The organism is Peribacillus sp. NPDC006672 (assembly GCF_050274955.1).
In the GTDB taxonomy this organism is placed as follows: domain Bacteria; phylum Bacillota; class Bacilli; order Bacillales; family DSM-1321; genus Peribacillus.
Map to the genome: position 1 here is coordinate 279,638 of NZ_JBNNOR010000007.1, position 24,712 is coordinate 304,349.

25 protein-coding genes are annotated in these 24,712 nt (G+C 38.5%); 10 read left to right on the top strand and 15 right to left on the bottom strand.

Annotated features, from left to right (window positions below):
* Positions 1–220 precede the first annotated feature (220 nt).
* Both glsA and ACQKKK_RS14090 read right to left on the bottom strand, forming a co-directional pair.
* Complete coding sequence (gene glsA / locus ACQKKK_RS14085) at positions 221–1,171, bottom strand: glutaminase A (RefSeq protein ID WP_427616746.1); 951 nt, start codon at positions 1,169–1,171, stop codon at positions 221–223.
* A 157-nt stretch (positions 1,172–1,328) separates the two neighbouring features.
* Positions 1,329–2,924 carry an FMN-binding glutamate synthase family protein gene (locus tag ACQKKK_RS14090; RefSeq protein WP_427616747.1) on the bottom strand — a complete coding sequence of 532 codons (1,596 nt, stop codon included), beginning with the start codon at positions 2,922–2,924 and terminating at the stop codon, positions 1,329–1,331.
* A gap of 169 nt (positions 2,925–3,093) precedes the next feature.
* Here ACQKKK_RS14090 and ACQKKK_RS14095 point away from each other — a divergent pair, with 169 nt between their 5' ends.
* On the top strand, positions 3,094–4,728 hold the full coding sequence (locus ACQKKK_RS14095) for an acetolactate synthase large subunit (protein WP_427616748.1): 1,635 nt from the start codon (positions 3,094–3,096) through the stop codon (positions 4,726–4,728).
* A 26-nt stretch (positions 4,729–4,754) separates the two neighbouring features.
* Entirely contained in the window at positions 4,755–6,188 is a 1,434-nt protein-coding gene (locus tag ACQKKK_RS14100) for an aldehyde dehydrogenase family protein (protein WP_427616749.1), read from the top strand.
* Between the two features lie 703 nt (positions 6,189–6,891).
* Here ACQKKK_RS14100 and ACQKKK_RS14105 read toward each other — a convergent pair.
* The gene (locus tag ACQKKK_RS14105) at positions 6,892–7,467 is read right to left on the bottom strand and encodes a hypothetical protein (RefSeq protein WP_427616750.1); all 576 of its coding nucleotides are present in this window, start codon (positions 7,465–7,467) and stop codon (positions 6,892–6,894) included.
* 932 nt (positions 7,468–8,399) lie between these two features.
* Here ACQKKK_RS14105 and ACQKKK_RS14110 point away from each other — a divergent pair.
* Positions 8,400–9,146, top strand: a complete 747-nt coding sequence (locus ACQKKK_RS14110; protein ID WP_427616751.1) for a hypothetical protein — start codon at positions 8,400–8,402, stop codon at positions 9,144–9,146.
* Positions 9,147–9,515: 369 nt separating this feature from the next.
* A complete protein-coding gene (locus ACQKKK_RS14115; protein ID WP_427616752.1) occupies positions 9,516–9,923 on the top strand; it encodes a hypothetical protein in 408 nt (135 codons plus the stop codon).
* Positions 9,924–9,995: 72 nt separating this feature from the next.
* Here ACQKKK_RS14115 and ACQKKK_RS14120 read toward each other — a convergent pair whose 3' ends face one another.
* From ACQKKK_RS14120 to ACQKKK_RS14145, 6 genes are all read right to left on the bottom strand, one after another.
* Positions 9,996–13,127 carry an AAA family ATPase gene (locus tag ACQKKK_RS14120; protein WP_427616753.1) on the bottom strand — a complete coding sequence of 1,044 codons (3,132 nt, stop codon included), beginning with the start codon at positions 13,125–13,127 and terminating at the stop codon, positions 9,996–9,998.
* On the bottom strand, positions 13,124–14,269 hold the full coding sequence (locus tag ACQKKK_RS14125; RefSeq protein ID WP_427616754.1) for an exonuclease SbcCD subunit D: 1,146 nt from the start codon (positions 14,267–14,269) through the stop codon (positions 13,124–13,126). The genes ACQKKK_RS14120 and ACQKKK_RS14125 overlap by 4 nt, the downstream gene beginning before the upstream one ends.
* Before the next feature lie 163 nt (positions 14,270–14,432).
* A complete protein-coding gene (locus ACQKKK_RS14130; RefSeq protein WP_089363245.1) occupies positions 14,433–14,861 on the bottom strand; it encodes a DUF2621 domain-containing protein in 429 nt (142 codons plus the stop codon).
* Positions 14,862–14,941: 80 nt separating this feature from the next.
* Positions 14,942–15,247 (bottom strand): DUF3219 family protein, encoded by a 306-nt coding sequence (locus ACQKKK_RS14135; protein ID WP_427616755.1) that lies wholly within the window; start codon positions 15,245–15,247, stop codon positions 14,942–14,944.
* 154 nt (positions 15,248–15,401) lie between these two features.
* Entirely contained in the window at positions 15,402–15,878 is a 477-nt protein-coding gene (locus tag ACQKKK_RS14140) for a CcdC family protein (RefSeq protein WP_427616756.1), read from the bottom strand.
* Between the two features lie 366 nt (positions 15,879–16,244).
* On the bottom strand, positions 16,245–16,952 hold the full coding sequence (locus ACQKKK_RS14145) for a cytochrome c biogenesis protein CcdA (protein WP_427616757.1): 708 nt from the start codon (positions 16,950–16,952) through the stop codon (positions 16,245–16,247).
* A 263-nt stretch (positions 16,953–17,215) separates the two neighbouring features.
* Here ACQKKK_RS14145 and ACQKKK_RS14150 point away from each other — a divergent pair, with 263 nt between their 5' ends.
* From ACQKKK_RS14150 to ACQKKK_RS14165, 4 genes are all read left to right on the top strand, one after another.
* Positions 17,216–17,389 carry an aspartyl-phosphate phosphatase Spo0E family protein gene (locus ACQKKK_RS14150; RefSeq protein WP_076368851.1) on the top strand — a complete coding sequence of 58 codons (174 nt, stop codon included), beginning with the start codon at positions 17,216–17,218 and terminating at the stop codon, positions 17,387–17,389.
* A 339-nt stretch (positions 17,390–17,728) separates the two neighbouring features.
* Entirely contained in the window at positions 17,729–17,884 is a 156-nt protein-coding gene (locus ACQKKK_RS14155; RefSeq protein WP_427616758.1) for a DUF4183 domain-containing protein, read from the top strand.
* A gap of 155 nt (positions 17,885–18,039) precedes the next feature.
* Positions 18,040–18,777 (top strand): polysaccharide deacetylase family protein, encoded by a 738-nt coding sequence (locus ACQKKK_RS14160; protein ID WP_427616786.1) that lies wholly within the window; start codon positions 18,040–18,042, stop codon positions 18,775–18,777.
* Between the two features lie 153 nt (positions 18,778–18,930).
* Positions 18,931–19,329, top strand: coding sequence for a DoxX family protein (locus tag ACQKKK_RS14165; RefSeq protein ID WP_427616759.1), 399 nt, complete (start codon positions 18,931–18,933; stop codon positions 19,327–19,329).
* A gap of 264 nt (positions 19,330–19,593) precedes the next feature.
* Here ACQKKK_RS14165 and ACQKKK_RS14170 read toward each other — a convergent pair whose 3' ends face one another.
* The 5 genes from ACQKKK_RS14170 to ACQKKK_RS14190 form a co-directional block, all read right to left on the bottom strand.
* Positions 19,594–20,718 carry an NADH-dependent flavin oxidoreductase gene (locus ACQKKK_RS14170; RefSeq protein ID WP_427616760.1) on the bottom strand — a complete coding sequence of 375 codons (1,125 nt, stop codon included), beginning with the start codon at positions 20,716–20,718 and terminating at the stop codon, positions 19,594–19,596.
* Between the two features lie 92 nt (positions 20,719–20,810).
* On the bottom strand, positions 20,811–21,125 hold the full coding sequence (gene trxA, locus ACQKKK_RS14175) for a thioredoxin (RefSeq protein WP_427616761.1): 315 nt from the start codon (positions 21,123–21,125) through the stop codon (positions 20,811–20,813).
* A 47-nt stretch (positions 21,126–21,172) separates the two neighbouring features.
* Entirely contained in the window at positions 21,173–21,559 is a 387-nt protein-coding gene (locus ACQKKK_RS14180) for an IDEAL domain-containing protein (RefSeq protein ID WP_427616762.1), read from the bottom strand.
* A gap of 91 nt (positions 21,560–21,650) precedes the next feature.
* Positions 21,651–22,070, bottom strand: a complete 420-nt coding sequence (locus tag ACQKKK_RS14185; RefSeq protein ID WP_427616763.1) for an RrF2 family transcriptional regulator — start codon at positions 22,068–22,070, stop codon at positions 21,651–21,653.
* 194 nt (positions 22,071–22,264) lie between these two features.
* Positions 22,265–22,561, bottom strand: coding sequence for a spore coat protein (locus ACQKKK_RS14190; RefSeq protein ID WP_427616764.1), 297 nt, complete (start codon positions 22,559–22,561; stop codon positions 22,265–22,267).
* Between the two features lie 273 nt (positions 22,562–22,834).
* On the opposite strand from ACQKKK_RS14190, the gene ACQKKK_RS14195 reads away from it, so the two are divergent.
* Together ACQKKK_RS14195 and ACQKKK_RS14200 are read left to right on the top strand one after the other, a co-directional pair.
* Positions 22,835–23,179 carry a hypothetical protein gene (locus ACQKKK_RS14195; protein WP_427616765.1) on the top strand — a complete coding sequence of 115 codons (345 nt, stop codon included), beginning with the start codon at positions 22,835–22,837 and terminating at the stop codon, positions 23,177–23,179.
* A gap of 304 nt (positions 23,180–23,483) precedes the next feature.
* A complete protein-coding gene (locus ACQKKK_RS14200; RefSeq protein ID WP_427616766.1) occupies positions 23,484–23,936 on the top strand; it encodes an MFS transporter in 453 nt (150 codons plus the stop codon).
* 171 nt (positions 23,937–24,107) lie between these two features.
* On the opposite strand, the gene ACQKKK_RS14205 is transcribed toward ACQKKK_RS14200, so the two are convergent.
* On the bottom strand, positions 24,108–24,401 hold the full coding sequence (locus tag ACQKKK_RS14205) for an antibiotic biosynthesis monooxygenase family protein (protein ID WP_284471529.1): 294 nt from the start codon (positions 24,399–24,401) through the stop codon (positions 24,108–24,110).
* Positions 24,402–24,712: the final 311 nt, after the last annotated feature.

Sequence of the window (24,712 nt, forward strand, 5' to 3'; positions counted from 1 at the left end):
ATGAAGCCGGGAGGCGATTACCTTAAACGTTCGCTAAAGCATGAAGGGTTCAATACAACAATGCGCAGTTTGAAGCTACATTCTATATCCCAAAACTGAGTTTAATAAGGGATTTCATTTCGAAATCAATTATAAAAAGAGAACGATAGACTTCTATAGGAATATTCAATCATTGCCTGTAGGATCTATCTGTAATAAATTGTGCAACAGAAAACCTTGTTTAAGTATTAAACATACTTAATGAATACTTTTTCGCCATCATTTCCAAGAGCTTTACTCCGGCAACGCTGTTCCCCTTCTCATCCAGCGCTGCACCATAAATTCCAATTCCGCATTTTCCAGGGACCGCCCCCATGATTCCACCTGATACTCCGCTTTTAGCCGGAATGCCAACATTAATGGCAAATTCACCTGATGCATTATACATGCCGCAGGTTACCATGAATGTCTTGCAAATACGAGCAATGTCCCCTGGGATGATTTGCTTTCCCGTCAACTGATCTTTCCCATTCATGGCCAGTACACAGCCTATCCTTGCCAAATCCTGACTGTCCATTTCAATGGCACACTGCTTCGAATACAATTCGATTAAGTTCTCCACATCTTCGTTTATTACATTATGCTGTTTTAAAAAATAGCTTAACGACCGATTTAAGTCTGCTGTATTGTATTCTGAACGGGCAACAGCTTCATTAAAATCGATATTAGGATTTTGGGTCAACTCCCGGATAAAATGTAAAATACGCTTAAACCTCTCATTTACACTGTCACCTGCAACCATGTGGGTCACAGTCAATGCTCCTGCATTGATCATCGGGTTTAACGGCTTGGATGGCTTGTTTGTCTCTAACTTGGAAATGGAATTAAAAGGGTCACCGGTGGGTTCTTTTCCCACATAGGAAAAGACATAGTCCTCTCCTTTTTCCATTAATACCAGAGCAAGTGTCAATACTTTTGAAATGCTTTGCAGCGTCATTTTGACACTTACATCCCCCGCGCAATATTTTTTTCCGTCAGGATAGTAAATAGCAACAGATACATCCCCAGGATTCGCCTTTTCTAGAGCCGGTATATAGTCAGCCAAGGTTCCCTTAACGGTAAATTTTTTTGCCTCATCAACCAGTTGCTGCAATTCTACATTGGACCTGCATTGACATCCCATATTGTTCATAATTTGCCCCCCTTTAGAATTTGTCAGGCGAGTTATTGGTAGATAGTGAACTGATTATTTATTACAATATCCCATTGTTATTTTTCACAAAACCAGAAAGCAGATAATAAACGGAAAGTAAAGTTAATATTAATAGGAGCAAAGAATAATCAGAATTTCACCCTATTTGCTGCCTGATTTCCTGAATGATGGTTTCCAGTGAAGTCACGACGCCTTTTTCATCTTTATAACTAATATGTTTAGGTTGAAAATGAACGGGCGAATCCAAACCTGCTGCTGCAGAAATTCGAAATAGTCCTTTTCGAAGTGTCACGAGAAAATTGACGACGCGGTATTTCTTTTCGTCAATCACGAGAGCCCTTTGCAATTCTGGGTCTGTTGTGGCTACCCCAACTGGACAGGCATTAGATTGACATTTCAATGTTTGGATACATCCTATGGCAATCATGAATCCACGAGCTATATTGACAAGATCAGCCCCCATCGCCAAAGCAATCGCAATCCGGTCAGGGGTGAACAGTTTACCTGAAGCAATAATTATAACCCTGTCGCGTACCCCATATTTTTGAAGGGTCGAGACAACAATTGGCAGCGCTGATTTAATCGGCAAACCGACACTATCAATCAATTCTTGATATGAAGCTCCTGTTCCGCCTTCCCCGCCATCCACAGTGATAAAGTCCGGCCCTTTGCCGGTTTCCTTCATATATTTGGCTAATTCCTCTACGCTATCATTACTTCCTACAACCATCTTCATTCCAACAGGTTTACCTGTTTGGTTGCGGATTCTTTCAATGAATTCACACATTGTCGGTACATCATTGAACTGATGAAAACGATTAGGACTATCAATCGATTTGAATGGTTCCACTTTGCGAATTTCGGCAATTTCTGGAGTAACTTTTTCAGCATCGATATGTCCCCCGCGTGTTTTGGCACCTTGAGCTAGCTTAACCTCAAATGCTTTTATTTGAGGAATTTCGCTTTTCCGCTTTAACTCGTCCCAATCCATTTCGCCATATTTATCACGCACTCCGAACATGGCTGGGCCAATCTGCATAATGATATCGACGCCACCTTTTAAATGATAAGAAGAGAGTCCACCTTCCCCAGTATTCATCCATGTGCCTTTCGCTAAAGCCAATCCTTCTGATAAAGCTGTGATGGCATTATATCCTAATGAACCATAGCTCATCGCCGACATCCCAATCAAACCTTTTAATCTAAATGGATGTTTTGTATTCGGGCCAATGATTACGGCATCATCGTCATCTAATAAGTAAGCAGACGATTCCTCATCCTCCCATTTTTCCTTTCGCTGCGTAAGAAGCGGATCTTTCAATAAGATATATCTTTTGGTTATCACCTTTGTTTCTCTATCGAATTTTTCTTCTTCGGTTAATTTGGGGAACATAGCATTCCGAACAAAAAGGCCTTCTTCATCAAAATCACGTTTTGAACCAAACCCAATTACATCCCGCATATACTTTGAGCTTTTTACAATATGTTCATAGTCATCCCTGGAAAACGGCTTCCCTTCATTATCCTCGTTAAATAAATATTGCCGCAATTCCGGACCGATTTTTTCTAAAAAATAGCGTACCCTCCCTAGTACTGGATAATTCCGTAGTATGGCGTGATGCTTCTGATTTCGGTCAAATATTAATAAATAGACTAGAAAAATGACAAGTGCAATTAAAACGAGTGCAACAAAAATAAATGCGATGATAATTAAACGACTTGCGATATCCATTTTACCCCTCCTAGTAATGTTTATATTTGTGTTTAATTTACACTACCTTGAATCTCTTTATACAAAGGAGCGAATATTATTAAAAGGATTTTTAATACTCAAGTACATAATTTCACGTAGGCAAAGCCAACATATAGGGAAAGAAATCAATGGTCGAGGAGGGAATAGTTTGAAGGCATCTGATTTGTTTGTAAGATGTTTAGAGAATGAAGGGGTTCAGTATATTTTCGGGATACCTGGTGAGGAAAATACGGATCTTGTTGATTCTCTAATAAGCTCTGATATTAAATTTATCTTAGTTCACCATGAACAAGCTGCAGCATTTATGGCAGACATCTATGGACGGCTAACTGGAAAGCCTGGCGTTTGTTTGGGTACATTGGGACCGGGTGCAACCAATTTATTGACAGGGATAGGAAGTGCTTATCTGGATTATTCCCCTGTTGTTGCGATTACTGGTCAGGCGGGACTTGATCGAATTCATAAGGAGTCGCATCAATATGTAGACATTATTGGAGTTTTTAAGGAAGTAACGAAATGGAATCAACAAATTAAGGTCCCTCATACGATTCCAGAAATTATCCGTAAGGCATTTAAGACTGCAGTCATTGAAAAGCCGGGAGCTGTTCAGATCGAGCTCCCGGAAGATGTGGCGATGATGGATACAGAAGGTGAACCACTTCCAGTTACACCAATGCCTAGATCCCGTCCAGCCGAAGAAGAAATCAAAAAAGCCGTAGAATTAATAAATCGCGCTAAAAAACCTATTATTCTAGCTGGTAATGGCGTAATCCGCGATAGAGCTTCGGAGTCCTTACGGAAATTTGCTGAAGAGAAACAAATTCCTGTTGTGAATTCGTTCATGGCCAAAGGTGTTTTACCTTCTAACCATCCGCTGACCCTTTTTACAGTAGGGATGCAAGCAAGGGATTATGTTTTATGCGGGTTTGATTTGGCCGATCTTATTATCACTGTCGGCTATGATTTCGTCGAGTATTTGCCAAAGTATTGGAACGATGAGGCAATGAATCAGATTATTCATATTGATGCTCGACCGGCTGAGGTTGATGCTTATTACCCCGTTCAAGCTGAATTGGTCGGGAACGTAACAGAGGCACTTGAAGCCTTGACCACTGATGTTGTAAAAAAAGAGCTTTGGCCAGAAGTAAAAAGGTTAAGGTCTCAAATTATTGAAAAATTTCATTCTTCAGATGATGTATCAGGAAGTCCTATCATCCCTCAGCGGATTATCGCTGATTTGAAAAAGGCGGAAAAGGGGAATGCCATTGTCATTTCGGATGTGGGTGCACATAAATTATGGATTGCCCGGATGTATCAACCAGAAAAGCCTAATCACACTATCATTTCTAATGGCTTTGCATCCATGGGGATTGCCATTCCCGGTGCGATTGCGGCAAAACTGGCAAAACCTGATAAACCTGTCATTGCGGTCACAGGCGATGGTGGATTTCTAATGAATGGGGTTGAATTGTCAACTGCCAAACGTCTTGGCCTTGCCTTCGTCATCGTCATTTTCCATGATTCGAAATTCGGCCTAATCGAATGGAAACAATTGAATAAATTTGATCGTACGAATGCGATTGAATTTACAGATCCAGACTTTTTAGGGTTTGCAAATAGCTTTGGTGTTAAAGGAGTGAAAGTAACCCACTCCGATGAATTGCTTCATGCATTAGAAGAAGCGATTTCGAGTCAGGAAATTGTCTTGATTGATGTGGATGTCGATTATTCGGAAAATGTAAAGCTCTCAAAAGCACTGGGTGATTATATTTGTAAATTATAAAACATGTATTATTGGAGGAATGTCAGATGAAGAAAAAGTGGCAATTGTGGATCGGCGGGAAATGGCGTGAGGCTAAATCGTATGAGCCGTTATTTAATCCCCATTCCAATGAAGAAATTGCACAAATCGGACAAGCTGAGCCTGCGGATGCCATAGAAGCAATCGTTGAGGCAAATGCCGCTTTTCAGAAATACCGATCCTACCCGGCGCATGCACGAGCCGAAATTTTAGTAAAAGCTGCAGCAATCATGGAAGAACGCAGTGAAGAGCTTGCGAAAATCGTTTCTTTGGAGGCGGCGAAAACGATTCGAAATGCTCGTGAGGAAATGAATCGTACGGTTCAGACCTATCGTTTTGCTGCAGAAGCGGCAAAGAACAATTATGGAGAACAAATTCCGATGGATGCTGCACAGGGTGGGGTAAACCGTTTTGGCTTCACGATTCGTACCCCGATTGGCGTCGTAACGGCAATTACCCCATTTAACTTTCCATTTAATCTTGTCGCCCATAAAGTTGGTCCAGCTATTGCGGCGGGAAATTCTATCGTTTTAAAACCTGCTGAACAAACTCCTCTTAGTGCGCTGGTGCTTGCCGAGATTTTTAAAGAAGCAGGCCTGCCGGAGGGAGTATTGAACATCATTCCGGGCAAGGGAGATGTTTTAAGTGAAGCGTTGACGACCCATCCACATGTAAAAAAAGTGACTTTTACGGGCAGTGTGGAAGTCGGACACCTTATCCAGCAGCAAGCAGGCTTCCGTAAGCTTACGCTAGAACTCGGATCCAATTCGCCATTCATTATTGATGAAGGAGTCGACATCGATAAAATTATTGAACGAAGTGTGATGGGCTCATTTACCAATAATGGGCAGGTGTGTATCTCGATTCAAAGAATTTATGTCCACAAATCACTGTACCAACAATTTTTGGATCGATTCGTCAGTAGGACAAAGCAGCTTGTCATCGGATCCCCGTCCGAGGAAAACACTAATATTACAGCAGTCATTTCGAAAAAATCATTGGAGCGGTTACAAAGTTGGGTTGACGAGGCAGTACAGGAAGGAGCAAAAATTGAGTGCGGCGGTACAGTGGAAGGCAATGTACTAGTGCCTACCGTCTTAACCAATGTAAATCGTGACTCAAAGGTATTTCGTTTCGAAGTATTTGGTCCGATTGTCTGTATTTTCCCATTCGAAACGCTGGATGGTGCCATAAAGGATGCAAATGATTCACGTTACGGATTAAACTCAGGAGTGATGACACCGAGTATAGAGCGTGCTTTCTATGCGGCAGAACGCTTGGAAACAGGTGGAGTCGTCATCAATGATATCCCAACTTATCGGATTGATAATATGCCTTATGGCGGCTGGAAGGACAGCGGTGTTGGTCGAGAAGGCGTCAAATATGCGATGCATGAGATGATGGAACAGAAGTTTATTAGCTTTAAAATAAGCGACGAATGATAGTATGACACATTAGTACTTGTTTGTATCGGCACGGATCGCTCGTCCGGAATTGCAAACGTGCCTTTGTTGGTAAAACTAGATAAGTCAACTCTCTCCAATTTCACTTTATGAAACCTAAGAAAATTCAATTTAGCTTTAGTTTAAAATGAACAAGCTTATTTAGAAAACGGAGGTCATTAAGTGAAAAATAGTTAAGAATGGCATATCAAAACCACCTTTCAGATGAATCTCTGATTAAGGTGGTTTTGTATGCTTGGTAATTAGGAAGTTCATTGTCTTGACATGGCTTTGAAGAGTAACGACTTGATGGTTTTAGCTAGCATGTGGAGCACTCAACTTTGTTCTTGATGAAAATATGTTAGGAATTAAACAAATTCGTGTAGCTTTTAAGATTATTACCAATCGTCTAATTACCCATAGCCTTCATTTAACGGACCACCACTTGTTTATGAAAATTTTCAATTAAAATATTCTAGCGAGGTCTTTACCTAAATATATTGTAATTTGTTTAATTTAATACCCATCAATATGCTCTCGGCGAAATGGGCTAAATAGGTTAAATAGGTTAAATAGTTGTAAATAAAAAACAAGAGTAAATCTCATGTTCCAGTCTGTAGACGAGGGCTCTCGCTTTCCCCGGGCGGTGCGGGAGCATCCTCCGCCCCCTTTGCGCCTGCGGGGCCTCCCTTGGATAAAAACATCATCGAACTAACCATCGCAGCACAGGACTTATGAGATTCATGGTGAATAGACCGTAATCAATGACAACCATTTCATTATTCTCGGTAAATCCGACATTATCTAGACGCAAATCTATTGGAATGATACCGTACCTTAGGAATTTCAATTCCAACTTGATCAGTTTCGTACATTCCTTGATTAGATTTGATACTTTCGTGTCCGCCTTCTTCATGATAATCCAGCCCGTCCCATACTCCTTAACCGGACATAGATACTTTTTGACTTCCTTCTTACAGTTATTATATATAAAGGATTCATTTGCATTGCTTATTAAGCCTACTTCTGATATTGCAATTTTTAATATATAGCCATTATTTAAATCATAGACAACTCGATTTAAACCATTCCCAATCACTTTATACTTGAATTTTAGCGTTTTACTAGCAGTAGACGCTATTTGTCTTGAGGTTTTATAAAATTGGTATGTCCACATTCGAGATATCCAAGACTCAATGGCTTTTATCTCTTGCTGGGACAGCATTTTACTTTTATTCGACTGATGAATCCTTTCCTTACCATTGTTAATTGGCCACATTCCCTATACGTCTCCTTTTTTAAAAATTTGTGAATAGAGAGATGGATTTCCAGGGAGATGAAAAATCAAGTACATAGAAGAATCAATAATAAACAAAAGATTTAGTTCTGTCTGTTTATATTGGAAAACTCAATCCCTGAGCGCTGTGAAAGCAAAAATTAAGTCCAGGAAGTAAAAACCTTTCTATTTGTTCGTTCCTAAGCCATTTTCTTTATCCATTGATCCATTACTAAGCTTGTCCTCAGTTTCTTAGGATTTTCTCTTCGTAATATGATATGACTTTAATATAAAATCGCTTGTACTATAGCTGAGAAATCTTGCAAAAACACACCAAAGGGTGGAGATATCAAGACAGAAAGACCATGAAACTTTCACCTATTTACATCACTTTTTTCTCTTTGATAATATTCATTCATCAAATCTCTAGGTACCATACTTCCTTCAGCACCCCAGATGAATATGCACGGCTTTTTTCTTTTTTCCCACCAGATTATGTTGCGCGAGACCATCTTGACACCAGACGCCCTAGAATCCGGATTCTTCCAGAAAAGCCGAAAATGGCCGACAGCTCGAGAAGAATAGTTCCTGATCGGCAAATTTACGTATAGATTAATAAAGCAGTTGCTCATGAAGAATGTTGCTTCCGCCAAGAGATGGCCTGTTATGGCCACTACCTATCTGAAAAAGCCCCGTGTTGGTTTTTCATCCGGGGGTTTCTCCTTTTTACATTGTTTTCGTTTTTGATAAAAAGCTACAACTACCCTAGTATCCTACTTGAAACTTTCTATGCAAACTATATCGATTTTCGGCAACAAGATGGGAACTCTTCCTTCATTTGCGAAAAAAAGGTATATTATAGTTTGTGACAATAATGGTTTAAGGAGTGATGAAATATTCGTAAAAGATGGACCATTTCAACAATTGCTGGATTATTGCTTATTTTTTCAAGTGTAATAGCCTTCAATTATTTCGGCAGCGATAATAAGACCGAAAAACGGAAAAATGCAGAAGCCAAGGAGTCCAAAATTCCTGAGGTACAGGAATATGGCGGGACCCATCTTGAAAAAGTCGGCGATAAAGTCCGCCAAAAAGATTGGGGAACACTCACATTACTGGAAAGGAAGTCTATAAATGAGTCATTTGAATTGGCTCCCATGGTCATCACAATCAAGGATATCCGCAGGATTCAATTTTCTTCACTCACAGATGAAGTACAGGAAGAGCTCAAATCCTATACGGGATTGAGTTTTGAAGAAGCCTATTCGATATACTATAAAGAGAATTTAACCATGGAGGAAATCGATCAGCAGTCTGCGTGGTCTAAAACGGATATTGGTGAAGAGGTAACTTATCTTGAAATAACTTATTCTGTGGAAAATAAAGGTTCGAAGGAACTGCAGTTCTTCAGCATGGAAAATGTTACTTTCAATGATGATCTTACATATAATGTGCCTTCTAAAAATTTCATCCACTCCGGGGATACTTTTATGGGGACAAAAAAAGTAAGTCGATCAGATTACCTACCAGGAGAAACAAGAAAAGGCACAATTGGCTTATTAGTCGATTCTGAAGAAAAAATCGAAGGGCTCGAGTCCTTTTCATTCACTACCGATGATATTGCAGATGGTGAGTCTCACGAATTATTGGTGGATGGAACTTCATTTGATATTCACCTATAAGGAAAGTAGTTTTATCGAGGATTTCGACAGCAGTAAAGCCTAGTTTTGAAAATTAAGATTGAGGTAGCAGTAAGGTGACACGTTATAGATCAAAATGATCATGTAAATAAAGAGATGACCAACTCATTTAGATTTGGTCATCACTGTTAGCTTCCTTATACTTTATGATTCCCGTTAATACACACACAGCCCTCGTTCCTGTGCCTTGATTACTTTTCTAAAAATCGGTTGGATACTTTTTATACATTGTATTCCTGCATTTTTTGAACCACTTTTTCCTGTATCGTTCCATCATCCATTTTCACTTTATCAATCACCACCTCCATAATTCAACATATAATAAAACAAAGGAAAACCGGGGGTATCAACATGCAAGACAATCAACATGGATTGCAAATGAATGAGGTTGAAAAGTTTGATGAATGGGTAAAAAAGTTTTTTCTGGATCCGGAAACTTGTGCGTTGGATCATCAACTTTTTTCAATTGATATATACGAAAGTGAAGATGAGTATATGGTGGAAGCGGTTTTGGAAAATCATGATGTGAAAGATATTAAAGTTTGTTTAAGTGATAATGAGCTATCGATCATCGTTGACGATACTCATAAGCCATTTCTTGAAAAAAAAGCGGATACAATACCCACACAGAGAAAAATCCCTTTCCCCTTTTCGATTTGCTCACGAAGAATTACCGCTGAATTCTCAAATCCAATATTGGTGATTCGCATCCATAAGTTTTCCCCCGGAAAAACAGCTGATGATATTAACATAGAGTAGTTCATTCCTAATAATTAAAAAGAATGGCATAGGGAGCCACATTCACTCCTTAGCCATTCTTTTTTTCTTGATTTATCCAGCAAAATAGAAGGACGTACGACTCCCTTTTTGTGTCGAGATGACTTGGAGCTGGGCATCTATTCTTTCCTTTAATTCTGGAACATGAGAAATTATCCCGACTAATCTCCCGGTGCTTTGTATATCCATTAATGCTTCAATCGCATGGTCAAGAGATTCAGGGTCGAGGGTACCGAAACCTTCATCGATGAACATCGTTTCGAGTGAGATCCCGCCTGCATTCTGCTGGACAACATCCGCAAGACCCAAAGCAAGTGCAAGGGATGCCTTAAAACTCTCTCCTCCCGAAAGGGTTTTGACATGCCTCTCCTGTCCTGTATATTGGTCATACACGGATAACTCCAGACCGCTCTGGATATTCCTGCGTGTAGGATCCAGCTTTCGCAGCAGCTGATATCTGCCGCTTGTCATTTTCAGTAATCTTGAATTGGCTTCTTTTAGGATATCATCCAAAAAGGCTGCCAATACATACCGTTCGAAAGTTATTTTGAAGGAGTTTTGACCTTTGGAAATCTCAGACAGATGACCGACGATACTGTACCTTTCATCCAGATTTTTCTGATCTTCCCTGATATGCGCCAATTTCTTTTCGATTTCTTCGTTGGTCCGTTTTTCGGCATGTAATTCATTCTGAATTAAGCGTAGCGACTCCAATTCTGCATCTATGAAATCAAAAGTCTTTTTCAATCCTTCAAGATCCGGTTTGACCACATCTTTTAACTTCATTTCCAAATCATGAAACAGACTTAAAACACTTTGCCAATTTTGATTATACTGCAGCACTTGGTCCTCTAAATTCCCAAGAGCCGCTTCCGATTTTTTTGCTGCTGTATATTCTTTATAATTGGAAAAGCCTTGATTGGTCATATCCGTAATTAACTTTTCCCGTTCCTCTTTCAATTCTTGATTTAAAGCCTCTATATTTCCACTTAGGGATTCTTTTTTTGCATTGATTGCCGATTCTTTTTCTTTCACCATTTGAAGGTTTTTTTGTGCATCTTCCAAAGCAATTTGTAAGCGTTTTTGCGTTTTTACAGCCATTTGGAAGGCTGCATTATATTCTTCCTCTGTCCGTATACCGTCTGGCAGGGAATCGGTTAATCCTGTCAGTTTTGTAGAGTTTTCAATATACCTGGTTTTCCCTTGGTCCTCTTTTTTTTCTAAAGAGGCAAGACTCTCCTTTAGCTGGGATGCTTTCGCTTTTAATTCAAGCAACCTACTTTCCAGATCATTAAATAATGACTTTTTCCGTACCAAATCTTTTAACTGCTCTTGCAGCACTTTTCCTTTTTGTATAAACTGTTTCAAATGATCATCAATGTCTTCAAACCTAAACTCCGGCATGTCATTTTGTAAGTCCATCATCTTTTCCTTTGAAGACTCGGCCAGTGCATCATATTTTGATTTTGCTTGATAATATTCACTTTCGGCTTGGCTTTTTTGTTGTTCTGCAGTTTTCAGCTTGTTTTCTTGCTCTTTCAGTTCCCTATCCGTTGGCATATCCTCATGCATTCGTGCTGGTTCAGGATGACTTAGCGAACCGCACACAGGACAATTTTCTCCAGAGTGTAGCATGGACGCAAGCATACCCGCTTGGCCTGATCGCCAGTTTTGATTCAGGGCTTCCAGTTTGTCCTTTTCCTGAATCTGAATTCTTTGAATCTCTTTGAACCGAATATTCTTTTCTTCCAGAACCCGCTTCGTATTCTGAACTTCGGAAAGAACTTCTTGAAGCTTTTTTATTTTCATTAACGATTGATCATTTCTTTCCGCTTCGATTTCCTTTTCACGATAAAGAACCGCCGCTTTTTCCGCTTCTGTTTTTTCATGAGTGACTCTCTCTGCTTCCTCTTCGATTGCCAGATGTTCCAAAACATTTTTTTCACGAAGTCCTTTACTAGTTCTCCACTCTTTTTCATCTAAAGTAACTTGTGCTTTTAAGCTTGCAAAAGTCATGACAGCCTCTTTTACCTGCTCAAGCTGATGAACATTCCGTACGGCCTGCTCCCTCTGGTTTTCCTTCAACATTTCCTGTTCATAGGAATCCTGCTTCTCAATGCGCTCAGCCTGTAATTTCTCGGCCTGCATACTTAACTTTTGAAGTTCAGCATTCGCATCTTGTACTTGTTTGCCAATTCGCAAATAATATTGTTCCTGCTTTTCAAGCGAAGCCGCTTTATGTGCCATTTTAATTTGGCCTTTTATGAGTTCCATTTCAGGCTGCTTTGCTTCAAGGTTCTCCTTCTCTTTTCGAAGTTTTTCTTTCTCCGAAAATCTATTGATTAAATCGACCGCTTTTGAAATTTCTTGATTTACTTGATCACGAGCTTTCTGCTTTTCCTGTATTTGTTTATTTACATCCTCACTTTTTTCTGCCGCTGCCAAAATGACTTCCTGTAACAGTGGTAAGATCAGTTGTTCATTAGGCTCTTCCGCTTGCAATTGTGCCTGCAATTCTTCATGATTGCCAGGCTTGATACCTTTCATTAAATCAATTCGCCTCTGAGCGCTTTTTTCACTTTTCTTTCTAAGGATGGAAGCCTCTTCTTTTAATTTTTCTTCGATTCTTTTATAAAGTTCAGTATGAAATAATTTTTGGAGAATCTGTTCTTTATCTTTGCTGTCGGAAGTTAACAGTTTTCGGAATTCATTTTGTGGAATCATCAGGATTTGCCGGAATTGATTGGCATCAAGTCCAATGAGTAATTTGATTTTTTCCTCAACCTCACGCACATTTGCACCAAGCAATTTTTTTCCTTCAGCCAATATCTCATATAATTCAGCCTTTGCTCCAACCGTAGTCGTTCCTTCTCCTGCTTTTTTCTTCCGTTCCTGCTGCGGTGACCGGGTCACCAAATACGTTTTCCCACGCAGGGTAAATTGCAGCGAGACTTCCGTCATCATATCATCTTCGGCAAACTGACTTCGTAAATCTTGCCCGCTTCGGTCTTCACCACTGGCTTTTCCATATATCGCAAAACTGATCCCATCAAATATCGTTGTTTTCCCTGCGCCTGTCTTTCCAGATATAACAAACATGGTCCGTTCTCCAAGGGAAGTAAAATCGATGGTTTCCCTTCCTGCATATGGTCCGAATGCCTGCATCGTTAAAATATGGGGTCTCATTTCAAAGCCTCCTCTTTCTTCACGGCTTCAATTACCGAAACCATCAAATCTTGCTTTTGAGAATCAAAGTCCCGTTCTGTCATTTCTTGATAAAACGTTTCGAACAGGTCCAATTCTGATTTCCGTTCATCTTTTACAGAAGAGAAGGATTTTTTTCTTCTAAGGTCGGTCAAATCCCATTTTCGTTCCAGATGAAGTACATTCGGGTAAATCTGACGCAAACGATTAATCGGATCGATGAGTGAACCCTCGTCATTTAATGTTATTTTCAAGTAGTCATCCTTTTTTTGCAATTGATAAAAAGCGGGATCTAGTAACTCTTCCATCGTTCCGGATATTTCCCTCATATCCAGCTTGGGCGCCAAAGATCGATAGCGGATATCGAAGCTACCATCTTCTTGCATATCGACAATGGAAAGCGACTTATTTTGCTTGGCCTCAGAAAAAGAGTATTTTAATAGTGATCCAGAGTAAAACACCTTAGGATGACGGATCGCGTCAGGACTATGTAAATGTCCAAGAGCCGTATAATCGAACGCATCGAATAAGTCTGATGAAACACATCCGGAACCACCTACTGACAAAACTCGCTCTGAATCGCTCGTTTTTCCGCCTAATACAAAAGCATGTCCTACAAAGACATTCGGTTCATCCTTATTGAAAGTCTCTGCAATCGTTCCCGTTATCCGCTTCATCGCTTCTTGATGGGAATGGATACTATCATCTTCAAAAAGATGGCGGACCGTCCCAGGTTCTGCATATGGAACACAATAAAAGTTCACGCCTTTGATACGGACCGGCTCACATGTTTTTGTCAATTTCCCATGAATGTATAACTGACTATGACGATACCAAGATGAACCGAATGCAAGCCTTTCCGCAGAATCATGGTTTCCCGATATTGCAACGATTGGTGTATTCATTTTGACATTAATGGTATAAAGGATTTCATCAAGAAGCTCCACCGCTTCAGTCGGTGGAACCGAACGATCATAAAGATCACCGGCAATCACAACCGCATCTGGTTTTTCTTCTTCGACAATTTCTATGAATTGCAAGAGGGCATGCCTTTGGTCATCTGTCATATGTACCCCGTGAACGATTTTCCCTAAATGCCAATCAGCCGTATGGATAAATTTCATAGTTTCACTCCGTCCTCATTTTTACTTACTATTATTATATCAAAAATTTTACGAATAGCATGGTTTGGGTACAAACGTTCTAATTTTTACCACACTGCCCCATTCTTTTGAAAGATTCAGAATAAAAAAAGCAAACTCCCAAAAGAGTCTGCTTTTTTCATCATTAGCTGAATAAGTGTTCATATGGACCCATATTCACTTTTCTTTCAGCTAATTTTTTTTGTAAAAATTTATGGTCACGTTTTGGTGTGGCAATGATATAGCCGCGTATCACTAGATCTTCCGTAATATCGCCCGCTTTTTCCTTTAACGCCAACTCTCCGATTTTGCCCGCGATTTTATGGCGTGCAACATCACGAAAAAGTTCCGGTACAGGGCTCACTAAATCTTCGAGTAATTCCTTTTGTTGATTTGACCATAAGTGCTTTGTTTGGTCCAAATAGTATTCTTCCCAATCCATATCGGATTTCCCGTCTTCTTTGGGGAATCTTTTCAGGAACTTTCGAAACATGAAAAAGCCACCTATGCTCATCAATATAATTAAAAGGGCTACCCAAAAGAGAATAAACCATAAAAACCATCCACTAAGCAAAGTACCACCTCATATGTATAGAATGATCGTCACTATTATTATAGACAGTAACCCATATCTTTACAAGACTGGCAATGTAATCATTCCGGATCGTTCACTTCCAGCAAGACCAGTGAAAAATCCCCTACGGCATTTTCTTCATAAAGATTCGTGACCGAAGTCGCATAGTTAAAGATCTCTGCTCGAAATTCCTCGTTTGACTGAGGAATCTTTAAATCAAATACCATTTGATAAAGCAGTGTTGTAATATCATGATATTCACTATTTGAAACCTTGAAATTAAAACTGACTTTTCTGATTTCTCTACCTTTAGAATCCTTTACATTTTCAGTAAGAAAATCAGTAACATGCAGTGGAACATCATTTAAAATGACCTCATCTACCATTTTTTCAACATCTCCTTTAAATGTGGTTAAAGCCATGGTATCACTAGGGTTCTTCCAGGGCCAATGATTCAGCCTTGAAAAGCTCAAAAAACCTGAGTCATTATGATATCGACTCAGGTTCCTGGATTATCCCTTTGATCCTATTTTACATGTATCACACCATATTACTTCCACTTAAACTGGCAGCTTTGACTTTTTTGTATTGGTAAAGCATGGCAATTCTCCATGGAACGATCATAGCAAATGCAAGTAAGAAAAACATACCGCTCAAGACGCCGACTTCAATCGTGCTTCCCAGCATCAGTTTAGCCACCAACCGTATCACCATGAGACCAATCAATATGAATATAAACGCTTTAGAGCGCAGGATATAAATTTTTTCATCTCTAACTTCGAATTTGGATGTTTTAATTAATAGGATGGAAAACAACATCCCTGCAACAATAGCCTCCAATAATTCGTATTGAGTGACCCGGAACATTGGAAAAATAAACATCAAAGCACCCGTACTCATAAACAGCGGCGGTAAGATGATTTTCTTTTCGTTCACTGGTTTTTTTGTTTCCTTCATCCGTAACATGAAAACACCCATAGCCATCACAATCGCTATACCTGTTGATAAATATATCATCAAACCATCCCTTTTAATTAAAAATAGGTAAGTACCATTAAAAATTATATATGACTTCAATTAATAAACAAAGTATATATTACCTATTTGAGATAAACAAGGAGCGTGTTTTTAATTTAGCGCCCTATTGATGGCATTTACTATCCTGCTCTCGTCAAAAGGATTGACGATAAAAATCATTCTCCCAAACTTCAACAACCATTTTTCTGCTGACCCATCGAGAATATAATTATATCCTTTGCAGCCCGAATTTCCTTCTTAATTTCTTCATGATTGCCCAGGTCGAATCAAATTTCGAAAAGCACAATAAAACCTAATCAAGGAAACCACCATTAGAATAATTTTGAAAAAATAACTTATTATGGACTAAAACCCTGTAAAGCCACCGAATAGTCTAGACAGGACTGCAATTATTTTGGTCATCCAATTAAAAAACAAAATCACACCCATTACAATCATTAAATATCCGCCAATCTTCATGATGTATTGGCTGTATTTTTTGATCCATTTCAATTTTCCGACAAAGAAGGATAATATGAAAAACGGGATGGCAAAGCCTAATATATAGGCGAACATATAACTCATGGCAGCGCTAGGGTTAGTCGCACCCAAAGAGATGACTGCACCTAATAGTGGACCTGCACAAGGCGTCCATCCAGCCGCAAAAGCAAGTCCGATAAGAATCGAACCTATATATCCGCTAGGACGGTTTTTAAATTCAAAACGACTATCTTTCATCAAAGATTTCGGCTGAAAGATTCCTACAATGAATAATCCAAAAATGATAATCAGGATGGCACCAATCTGACGAATCAATTCTTTGTAATCCGAGAAAAAAGAACCTAAAAAGGTCGTACTAAAACCTATTGCAATAAAAACTAGAGAAAAACCAAGAAGGAAGAATAAAGTATGCAGCATACTTCGTCTTTGGAGCATGGCGTTTTCGGATTTGATTTCACCAACACTCATACCAGTGATATACGATAAAAAGGCAGGATACAGCGGTAAGCAGCATGGCGAAATAAAACTCAAGAAGCCCGCCCCAAAAGCTAAAAACATATTTATATCATTCAAATGAGCTCACTCCTATGTATGTCAACCTATAAACATTGTAACAAATAAGATAAAAAAATACATTTATGGAACTGTGAATATTTCATGACAACTAAATGCCAAACATTTAAAAGGGAATGGGGTCACAGCTTAATTTTCATTAAGTTAACTTATTTGAATTCATTAGTCCGAGCCGATATAATTGTTATATTCATACAAATTTTACAACAGAACACATAACTAAAGGTACCTTGAAAAAATGTTGGGGACAGAAAGGAAATATAATGGCTAAAAAGAATGAATTTCTCGAACAGATTGAATTAAAGAGAAATGAACTTATCAAGATTGTCGCTAAAGATGGTTTAAACTCCCATGTTGCCGTTGAATATAGCCAGCAACTTGATCAATTATTAAATAAATATAATGAACTTTTTTATAAAACTGGTACAGGTTTTTAATCCCGTTCATCTCCCATTGATAACTACCCATGTTATTATATGATTTATTTTAACGGTCAACCTCTCCTTTTTCTCTTTTTCTCCATTTGAATACATAAGAATAACCTTTTCTATATAAACAACAGGCAAACGCAACGGGCGCATTGCCTGTTTTTCCATGTAAAAGGATGACTAACACGTTGCAACATGAACATCGTGTGAGGTTCGTAGTTTGTCACAACAAGATCAATAGGAGATCCAGCTAAGATGGAAAAACCGTCCGGAACAGTAGCCTGTTTCAAATGACTGCCAACGAATTTATGAAGAGATGGAATTACTGACATAGATAATTAGGTAATAGTGGATCCATTTAAGATATCCTATATGAATTTATTTATAAATGGCGTTTTACAGCCTCGTGTAAATTACACCATTGAAAAGGGAAAGCTTAAATTGAATACCGCCAATAAAGGGACACAATCAAATTGCAAATGTTCATTATTTAAATATCTTTAAGTAATAAGCAGCTTTAAACCTTTTCCATCCCCCGCCGATAATTAACAATATTAAACAGTCTTATTCTTCGCCGATGCCTTAATAAATAAAACGGAACTCCATATACTATGTCCTATATACATGTACAGGAGGGCATTCGCTTGAAGACTTTAATTATGACTTTATCAGTTTTCATCCTTTTTTCATCATTTGACACCCCAATTATTCATGCCATCACTTCAAGTCGAGAGGTATATGAAAAAACAGGTAATGTTATTTGGGAGGGCAATACAAAAGAAAAAATCGTAGCCATAACTTTCGACGACGGACCACATCCTTCGTATACACCTCAAATCCTCGATATATTGGCTAAATATAACGCCAAAGCTACCTTTTTTGTTTCTGGTAATAAAGTGAAAAGTAACCCTGGAATTTTAATAAGAGAAATAAAAGAAGGTCATGAAATCGCTAATCACACCTTTCATCATTATTATGATAAAAATATGTCCGCCGAGTTATTATCTTCTGAATTAGATAAAACAGATAAAGTGATTTGGGATATTGCCAAATACAAACCTACGCTATATCGTCCTGTAGGTGGACTTTATAACGATATAATCATCAATACAGCTGTAAAAAAAGGATATAAGGTTGTATTGTGGTCCTGGCATCAAGATCCCCAAGACTGGAAAAGACCTGCTCCTAATAAAATTTCCACCCATATCATTAAGTCGTTACGAGCTGGCGATATCATTCTCCTGCACGATTGGAGCGACCGTCCCCAAACGGTAAAGGCATTAGAATCTACATTGGATTATTTATATAAAAACGGCTATGAATGTGTGACGGTGTCTGATTTATTGTTTCGTTCCAATGTGAGCTCACCCGATTTTTTCAGACCTTCCCTGTTGTGAGCCTTAAAAGTTTAATTTTTGTTTGACAAATCACTCAAAAAACATTATCTTTAATTAAAGATATTTTAATTAGAGATAATGTTTGCGTTTTTTTAATTTAAATCTCGAACTAAATATATCTAAATTCAAAATAAATTCCAGGAGGAATCATAAATGATTGGTATAGGTTTATTAGTTATACGTTTAGTAATCGGACTATCGTTTGTTGGTCATGGAGCTCAAAAATTGTTTGGATGGTTTGGCGGTCATGGCTTGAAAGGCACTGGAGGCTGGTTTGACTCGATTGGCATGAAGCCAGGAGTTACAATGGCCCTATTCGCTGGTCTATCAGAGCTTATTGGCGGAGCCTTATTTGTTTTAGGTTTCCTTACACCCTTTGCAGGTATATTAATTGCAATTACAATGCTCGTTGCGATTGTTAAAGTCCACGGAGCAAATGGTTACTGGGCAACTCAAAACGGTTATGAATATAATCTTGCCATTCTTGCAGTGGCGATTGGTGTCGCGATAACCGGAGCTGGCACGTACTCACTAGATTCCTTTCTATTTTAATATGGATAATTAATCCATTATGAAAACATGGAGTGGTTTCTTGCTCCATATGAAAGCCTGTCATTCAATTTATCCGAAAGAACTAAACTTCTTTATCAGACCATGTCGGCATCCTTTTTGAAGGGAAAGTGAGTGTCAACAAAAAGAAGACCTGATCATCATAATGACTGGGTCTTCTTTTTGTTGTTCACTTTTTCCAAGTGCTATCGAATTCTTGTGACAAAATAAAAGGTATCATTTAATTTTTATTACGGAGACCACTACCTATTCAATCCCCGGGAACCATCCTGGAGAATGGATGATCACTTGCCATAATGGATCCGGAATACCAAGTTGCTGCTGATTATCCTTGTTTATTTTGGTCACGATTTCAGTTTCCCTGCCTTGTTCCACTTTTTGTACCCATTCAGGATCAATTATGATTTCACGGCCTAATGCGATTAACGGAACCCCCGATTGCAGTGCTTTGATTGCATCATCCGCTGTATAGATGGAACCAACACCGATGATAGGAACTTGATCACCGATACGTTCTTTTATAATTTCTATCCGAGGTCGGTCAACCTCCGCTCCCCGTCTTGCTTTTGACCAGAAATCCATTAATGAAACATGAAGATAATCCAGATCCTTTTTCACTAATCCATCAATTAATGCAAGGGTATCATCCATAGTGATTCCCGGTGTTTCCGGTTCCTCCGGTGAAAAGCGATAACCAACGATGAACGGATCATCGGCATGTTCAGCAACAGCCTTTTTCACTGCATCCACAACCGCTAATGGAAAAGTCAGGCGCTTTTCAAGGGTCCCTCCCCACTTGTCTTCACGACGGTTTGAATGGGGCGAAAAGAATTGCTGAAGCAAGTAACCATTTGCTCCGTGTATTTCGACGCCGTCAAAACCAGCTTCAATGGCACGCCTAGTTGCTTCACCAAAGTCTAGAATAATCGATTCAATTTCTTTTTCAGAAAGGGGGCGAGGTACTGTTTTACCTTCACCTTCCGATGGGATATTACTTGCACTGACGATATCGCCATTCGGGATTAATTCCGGTGGAACCTCACGGCCGCCATGAAAAATTTGGAGGATTGCTTTAGCCCCTTTCGCTTTAATTCCTGAAGCTAAGCGACTAAGACTAGGAATCATTTCATCCTGATCACCGCCAAATTCCCCATGGAAACCCTTTCCATTTGCCGACACGTAGGTACAAGCCGTTATAACCATGCCTACCCCGCCAGACCGACGTTCATAATAGTTAACTTCGGCATCGGTTACAGTCCCGTCAGAATTGGAAGAGAAATTTGTCATTGGCGCCATCACCAATCGATTTTTCACTTCTATCCCTTTTCCTAAATTGAACGATTCAAATAATGGTGTAAATTTAGAATTCATTTAGTAATCCTCCATTTTGTTACCAACCCTTTACAGTTGTTGGTTGGTATAAGTCCTAAAATTCTCACAACCTCATGAATAAAACATACTAATCATGCATGTTTTGCAATGAATGCCGAAATGGCTTCTTTAGGCTGTAAGCCAATTGCTTGATCTACTTTTTCTCCATCTTTGAATAGAATAAGGGCTGGAATTCCCATCACTCCATATTCGCTTGTCGTATCTGAATTTTCATCCACATTCAGTTTTACGATCTTAACCAGATCACCCAATTCAACATCTATTTCATTAAGCATTGGGGAAATCATTTTACATGGTCCGCACCACGGTGCCCAAAAATCAACTAGAACTAAACCTTCCTTGATTTGACTTGCAAAATTATCGTCTGTTACATGTTCAATTGTCATGATTATGTCCTCCTAGTATTATCCGAAATATTTATAGTTTTGACTCATCATCTATTTAAATCGAGTTTCCCGATTCTATTTCCCGGGATAAGAAACTCGGATGTCCTGACATTTATTTTCGGATGGATTTTAATCGATTCTAATTTACCGGATAACTCCATAAACCATGTTTCATCCTTAGAAAGTAAAGCCAAATCAATTAATGCCAATAGATGACTTTCGGTACTGATTTCTAGATCAGGCAACTTTTCAGTCCATTTGCTCGGAATCCAAATCGATTTCCCGACCGCTTTTTCATTGTCACTTTCCACCACATTCACTTTAACGATTTCTCGATTCGCGCTTACCGTTTCAATGAAACCATGGATAAGTTCCCCATCTCTTGATCTTCCCTGTACCCAATCCCCATTATTAAACTGATTTTTATTCTCCATTCATAACACCTCATTTATGTTCTATTGTTATAAGTTATTAACTGTAAAAATAAAATATACAGTAAAGATAAAAGAAAAAACTAAATCAATATCACGGACATTGTTTAATTTTTTCCAAAAAAGTGCTGAGAGTAATATCTTCTAAATATTTTTCAAAATATAACTCAGCTTCATCAAATATTTGATCCATGACTACCTGGGTATTGGAAGATATGACACATTTTTTCTCGGGATCACCTGTACACCACTTTGGCTTCAAGGTTCCATGTGAGACCGTTATATAAATATCTGCCAAACTCACCTCTTCAGGGCTACAGTCAAGAATATATCCTCCGCCCACACCTTCTTTAGTCTTAACAAATCCTTTATTCCGTAAGCAGCTCATCATTTTCCGGATCCTTGCCGGATTTGTACAAACGTTTTCTGCGATAGACTCACTGCTAGCCATATGGTCTGGTAGATAAGCTAAATAGACCAAACTATGCACAGCTATTGTAAAATCACTATTCACTTTTTGCATCCTCCTTAAGGAGATTACTGTAATCTTAATATTTACAGTTGATATAGTCAACTCAAAAAACTCAACCTTATCCTTTTGATAAGTTTATTATTGCAATGAAATTCCCCCCTTTCAAAAGATAGAGGGCTCATTAGTTAGCTTTTCGAAAAGTGATACCCATTTTTAAACGACATGCCAAAATCTTATTATTGAGAAAGATTCAATGCCGTATTAGCCGCTTTTAGATTCACCTGCGATTGCTCACCTATATCCTGAGGATGATAATAACCTTTTGAAACCATATAATCACTTATGATCCCATGTGTTTCTACAGCGGACCTTAGCTGTTCCCGTAATGCAGCCCTCAGTTCAGGTGAAGCTGTTTCAGTTATAGCGAAAGCCGTATTTCTAATTCCTGATTTGGCAGAAATCAGAAAGTCAGTTGCAATCACCTGATCGGTCATCCCACTCATCCCCGCCATATTTTGCAAAAGGTTGGTCATTATTTCCTCTCTCCTTGATTAACCAGAATTTCCTGTAATCTTTGAATTTGCTCTCTTCCGCTGCTCATATCTTGTAATAGAATGTTTTTTAATTCCGTATCTTGAACTAATCCGTTCATTGTAGAAACCTTGGATAGACAAAGGCTTTTGAAAGTCAATATTTCATGCAATTCTAACGTTTCATGCAAAATGAGTAACTTGATTTTTACTTTACATAAAGATTTTGCATTTGGGCAAAATTATAGAAACAAATTAAATTGGAGAACAACATTTATGATTTTCCTTGCCCTTTTATTAATGTTAGGCGGGTTATTAATTATTAATGCTATTTACGCTTATCACACCAAGCACATTGACTCAAATTTTTTATCCACTTTATGGTATTACATTAAACTTTTACCTTTGTTTCTGTCTGCAAGTATTATGATTGGATACGGAGTGAAGTTTTTAACAAAAATTGTAGATAACTTAACCTTCTCACTTATTGTCTCTAAAGGAATGGAGTTACTAGTTAGTGTAGCAATTGGATACATATTTCTAAAAGAAATTCCCAATTGGCGAACAGGGGTTGGTATCACAATTATATTAATTGGTTTTTGGTTATTAAAAGGAAAATAAGAAAGAGCTTACCTTGATAGGCTCACTAGGCCTTTACATCTCTAACTTATTTGATTGGAAACTAGCCATTTGGTTTGTTGTCATACTCAGTTTTATTGCTGCTTTAACTATTTACAAGTTTCTACCTAAAGTACTGTTTCTGCACCTCCAGCTATGAAAGAAAGATTATTAATGTTATCAGATAAAAGAGTCACTATAACCGTTTTAATCACTTTTTTGCAAGTGTGGCTAGCTTAGGTTTATATACCTATTTAGCACCATTGTTACAGGATCTTACATCTTCAAGTGAACTAACAGTTTATTTATGGGCATGGGGGGGGGGGGAGGAGGATTATTTGGTAGTCTGTCAATTGGTTATTTAATTGATCACTTTAAAAAGACTAAGTCTCTACTGACAATAATTTTAATTACGTTGATCCTATCTATAATATGTATCCCTATAATGATTAATTTATCGATAGTGAAATACTTACCCTTTTTCATCTGGGGAGCAATGGGATGGGCAGCTCAGGCGCCCCAACAACATATTTTATTGTCTTATCACCCAAAACAAAGAAGTACAGCAGTAACGCTGAATAGCTCAGTTAATTATTTAGGAAGTGCTGTAGGGGCCACATTAGGCGTTTTAGTATTAGCGATGGGAATGGAAACCATATCATTGATTTATTTTGCCATTATTTCTACAGGGATTTCCTTAAGTCTTCATTTTTATAGTATGAGAGGTATGGATAGGGAGGGTAGCAGGAGCCTTAAGTAATAGTCAATACTTACAAAAAAGCCCAAGTACATGCTGTACCTAATATGAACAATAAGCGCTGATCCTTATTTCGGATACGCGCCCGATTGTTGTAGATAGATGAATGCGAAAGAGCTTCAAAATGGCTCCTCAGTTATTTTACTAACGCACCCGGTAGTTCAAGAACAACTATTAAAGTTTAACCTTCTCAAAATGTTCAACTGTTGGAAATGGGTCATAAAAGTTATGTAATTTCTTTTTCCATTCTTGATACTCGTTGGATTGTCTAAATCCAATTGTATGGTCTTCTAATGTTTCCCACTGCACCAGTAGTAAATATTTCCCCTTAACTTCCATACAACGCTGTAATTCGTGAGATATGTACCCTTTCATTGAAGAAATAATTTCTGATGCCCCACGAAATGCTTCTTCATATTCTGCTTCCATACCTTCCTTAACTTGTAGCATAACAGCTTCCAATATCATTTAATTTCCCCCTTTTCAAAAGTATAACATTACTCTTTTTTAATGACTTTTTGTTGACTAACCTGCCCCGATAGTTGCATACAGAAAAAGCTGCCTTAGGATAGCTCTGATCTTCAGCTAACGCACTCGTTAGCATTCCTGTAGAGCATTAATTATCGGCTTTGAAAAAAACAGAGCCCCTCAGTATGATGAGAGTACACACAAACCAAAACTCATCTTAAGGAGGAAGCCCTACTATGAATTTTAAAATGCAAAACAAACAAAATCAACTAATTGAGAGAATTACGGATCAACATCTAGTTGTTGGTGTG

Coding starts and splice junctions, on each gene's coding strand:
- glsA (WP_427616746.1), bottom strand. CDS start 1,171: ATGAACAATATGGGATGTCAATGCAGGTCCAATGTAGAATTGCAGCAA.
- ACQKKK_RS14090 (WP_427616747.1), bottom strand. CDS start 2,924: ATGGATATCGCAAGTCGTTTAATTATCATCGCATTTATTTTTGTTGCA.
- ACQKKK_RS14100 (WP_427616749.1), top strand. CDS start 4,755: ATGAAGAAAAAGTGGCAATTGTGGATCGGCGGGAAATGGCGTGAGGCT.
- ACQKKK_RS14105 (WP_427616750.1), bottom strand. CDS start 7,467: ATGTGGCCAATTAACAATGGTAAGGAAAGGATTCATCAGTCGAATAAA.
- ACQKKK_RS14115 (WP_427616752.1), top strand. CDS start 9,516: ATGCAAGACAATCAACATGGATTGCAAATGAATGAGGTTGAAAAGTTT.
- ACQKKK_RS14120 (WP_427616753.1), bottom strand. CDS start 13,127: ATGAGACCCCATATTTTAACGATGCAGGCATTCGGACCATATGCAGGA.
- ACQKKK_RS14125 (WP_427616754.1), bottom strand. CDS start 14,269: ATGAAATTTATCCATACGGCTGATTGGCATTTAGGGAAAATCGTTCAC.
- ACQKKK_RS14135 (WP_427616755.1), bottom strand. CDS start 15,247: ATGGTAGATGAGGTCATTTTAAATGATGTTCCACTGCATGTTACTGAT.
- ACQKKK_RS14140 (WP_427616756.1), bottom strand. CDS start 15,878: ATGATATATTTATCAACAGGTATAGCGATTGTGATGGCTATGGGTGTT.
- ACQKKK_RS14150 (WP_076368851.1), top strand. CDS start 17,216: ATGGCTAAAAAGAATGAATTTCTCGAACAGATTGAATTAAAGAGAAAT.
- ACQKKK_RS14160 (WP_427616786.1), top strand. CDS start 18,040: ATGACTTTATCAGTTTTCATCCTTTTTTCATCATTTGACACCCCAATT.
- ACQKKK_RS14165 (WP_427616759.1), top strand. CDS start 18,931: ATGATTGGTATAGGTTTATTAGTTATACGTTTAGTAATCGGACTATCG.
- ACQKKK_RS14170 (WP_427616760.1), bottom strand. CDS start 20,718: ATGAATTCTAAATTTACACCATTATTTGAATCGTTCAATTTAGGAAAA.
- trxA (WP_427616761.1), bottom strand. CDS start 21,125: ATGACAATTGAACATGTAACAGACGATAATTTTGCAAGTCAAATCAAG.
- ACQKKK_RS14180 (WP_427616762.1), bottom strand. CDS start 21,559: ATGGAGAATAAAAATCAGTTTAATAATGGGGATTGGGTACAGGGAAGA.
- ACQKKK_RS14190 (WP_427616764.1), bottom strand. CDS start 22,561: ATGACCAACCTTTTGCAAAATATGGCGGGGATGAGTGGGATGACCGAT.
- ACQKKK_RS14195 (WP_427616765.1), top strand. CDS start 22,835: ATGATTTTCCTTGCCCTTTTATTAATGTTAGGCGGGTTATTAATTATT.
- ACQKKK_RS14200 (WP_427616766.1), top strand. CDS start 23,484: ATGGGCATGGGGGGGGGGGGAGGAGGATTATTTGGTAGTCTGTCAATT.
- ACQKKK_RS14205 (WP_284471529.1), bottom strand. CDS start 24,401: ATGATATTGGAAGCTGTTATGCTACAAGTTAAGGAAGGTATGGAAGCA.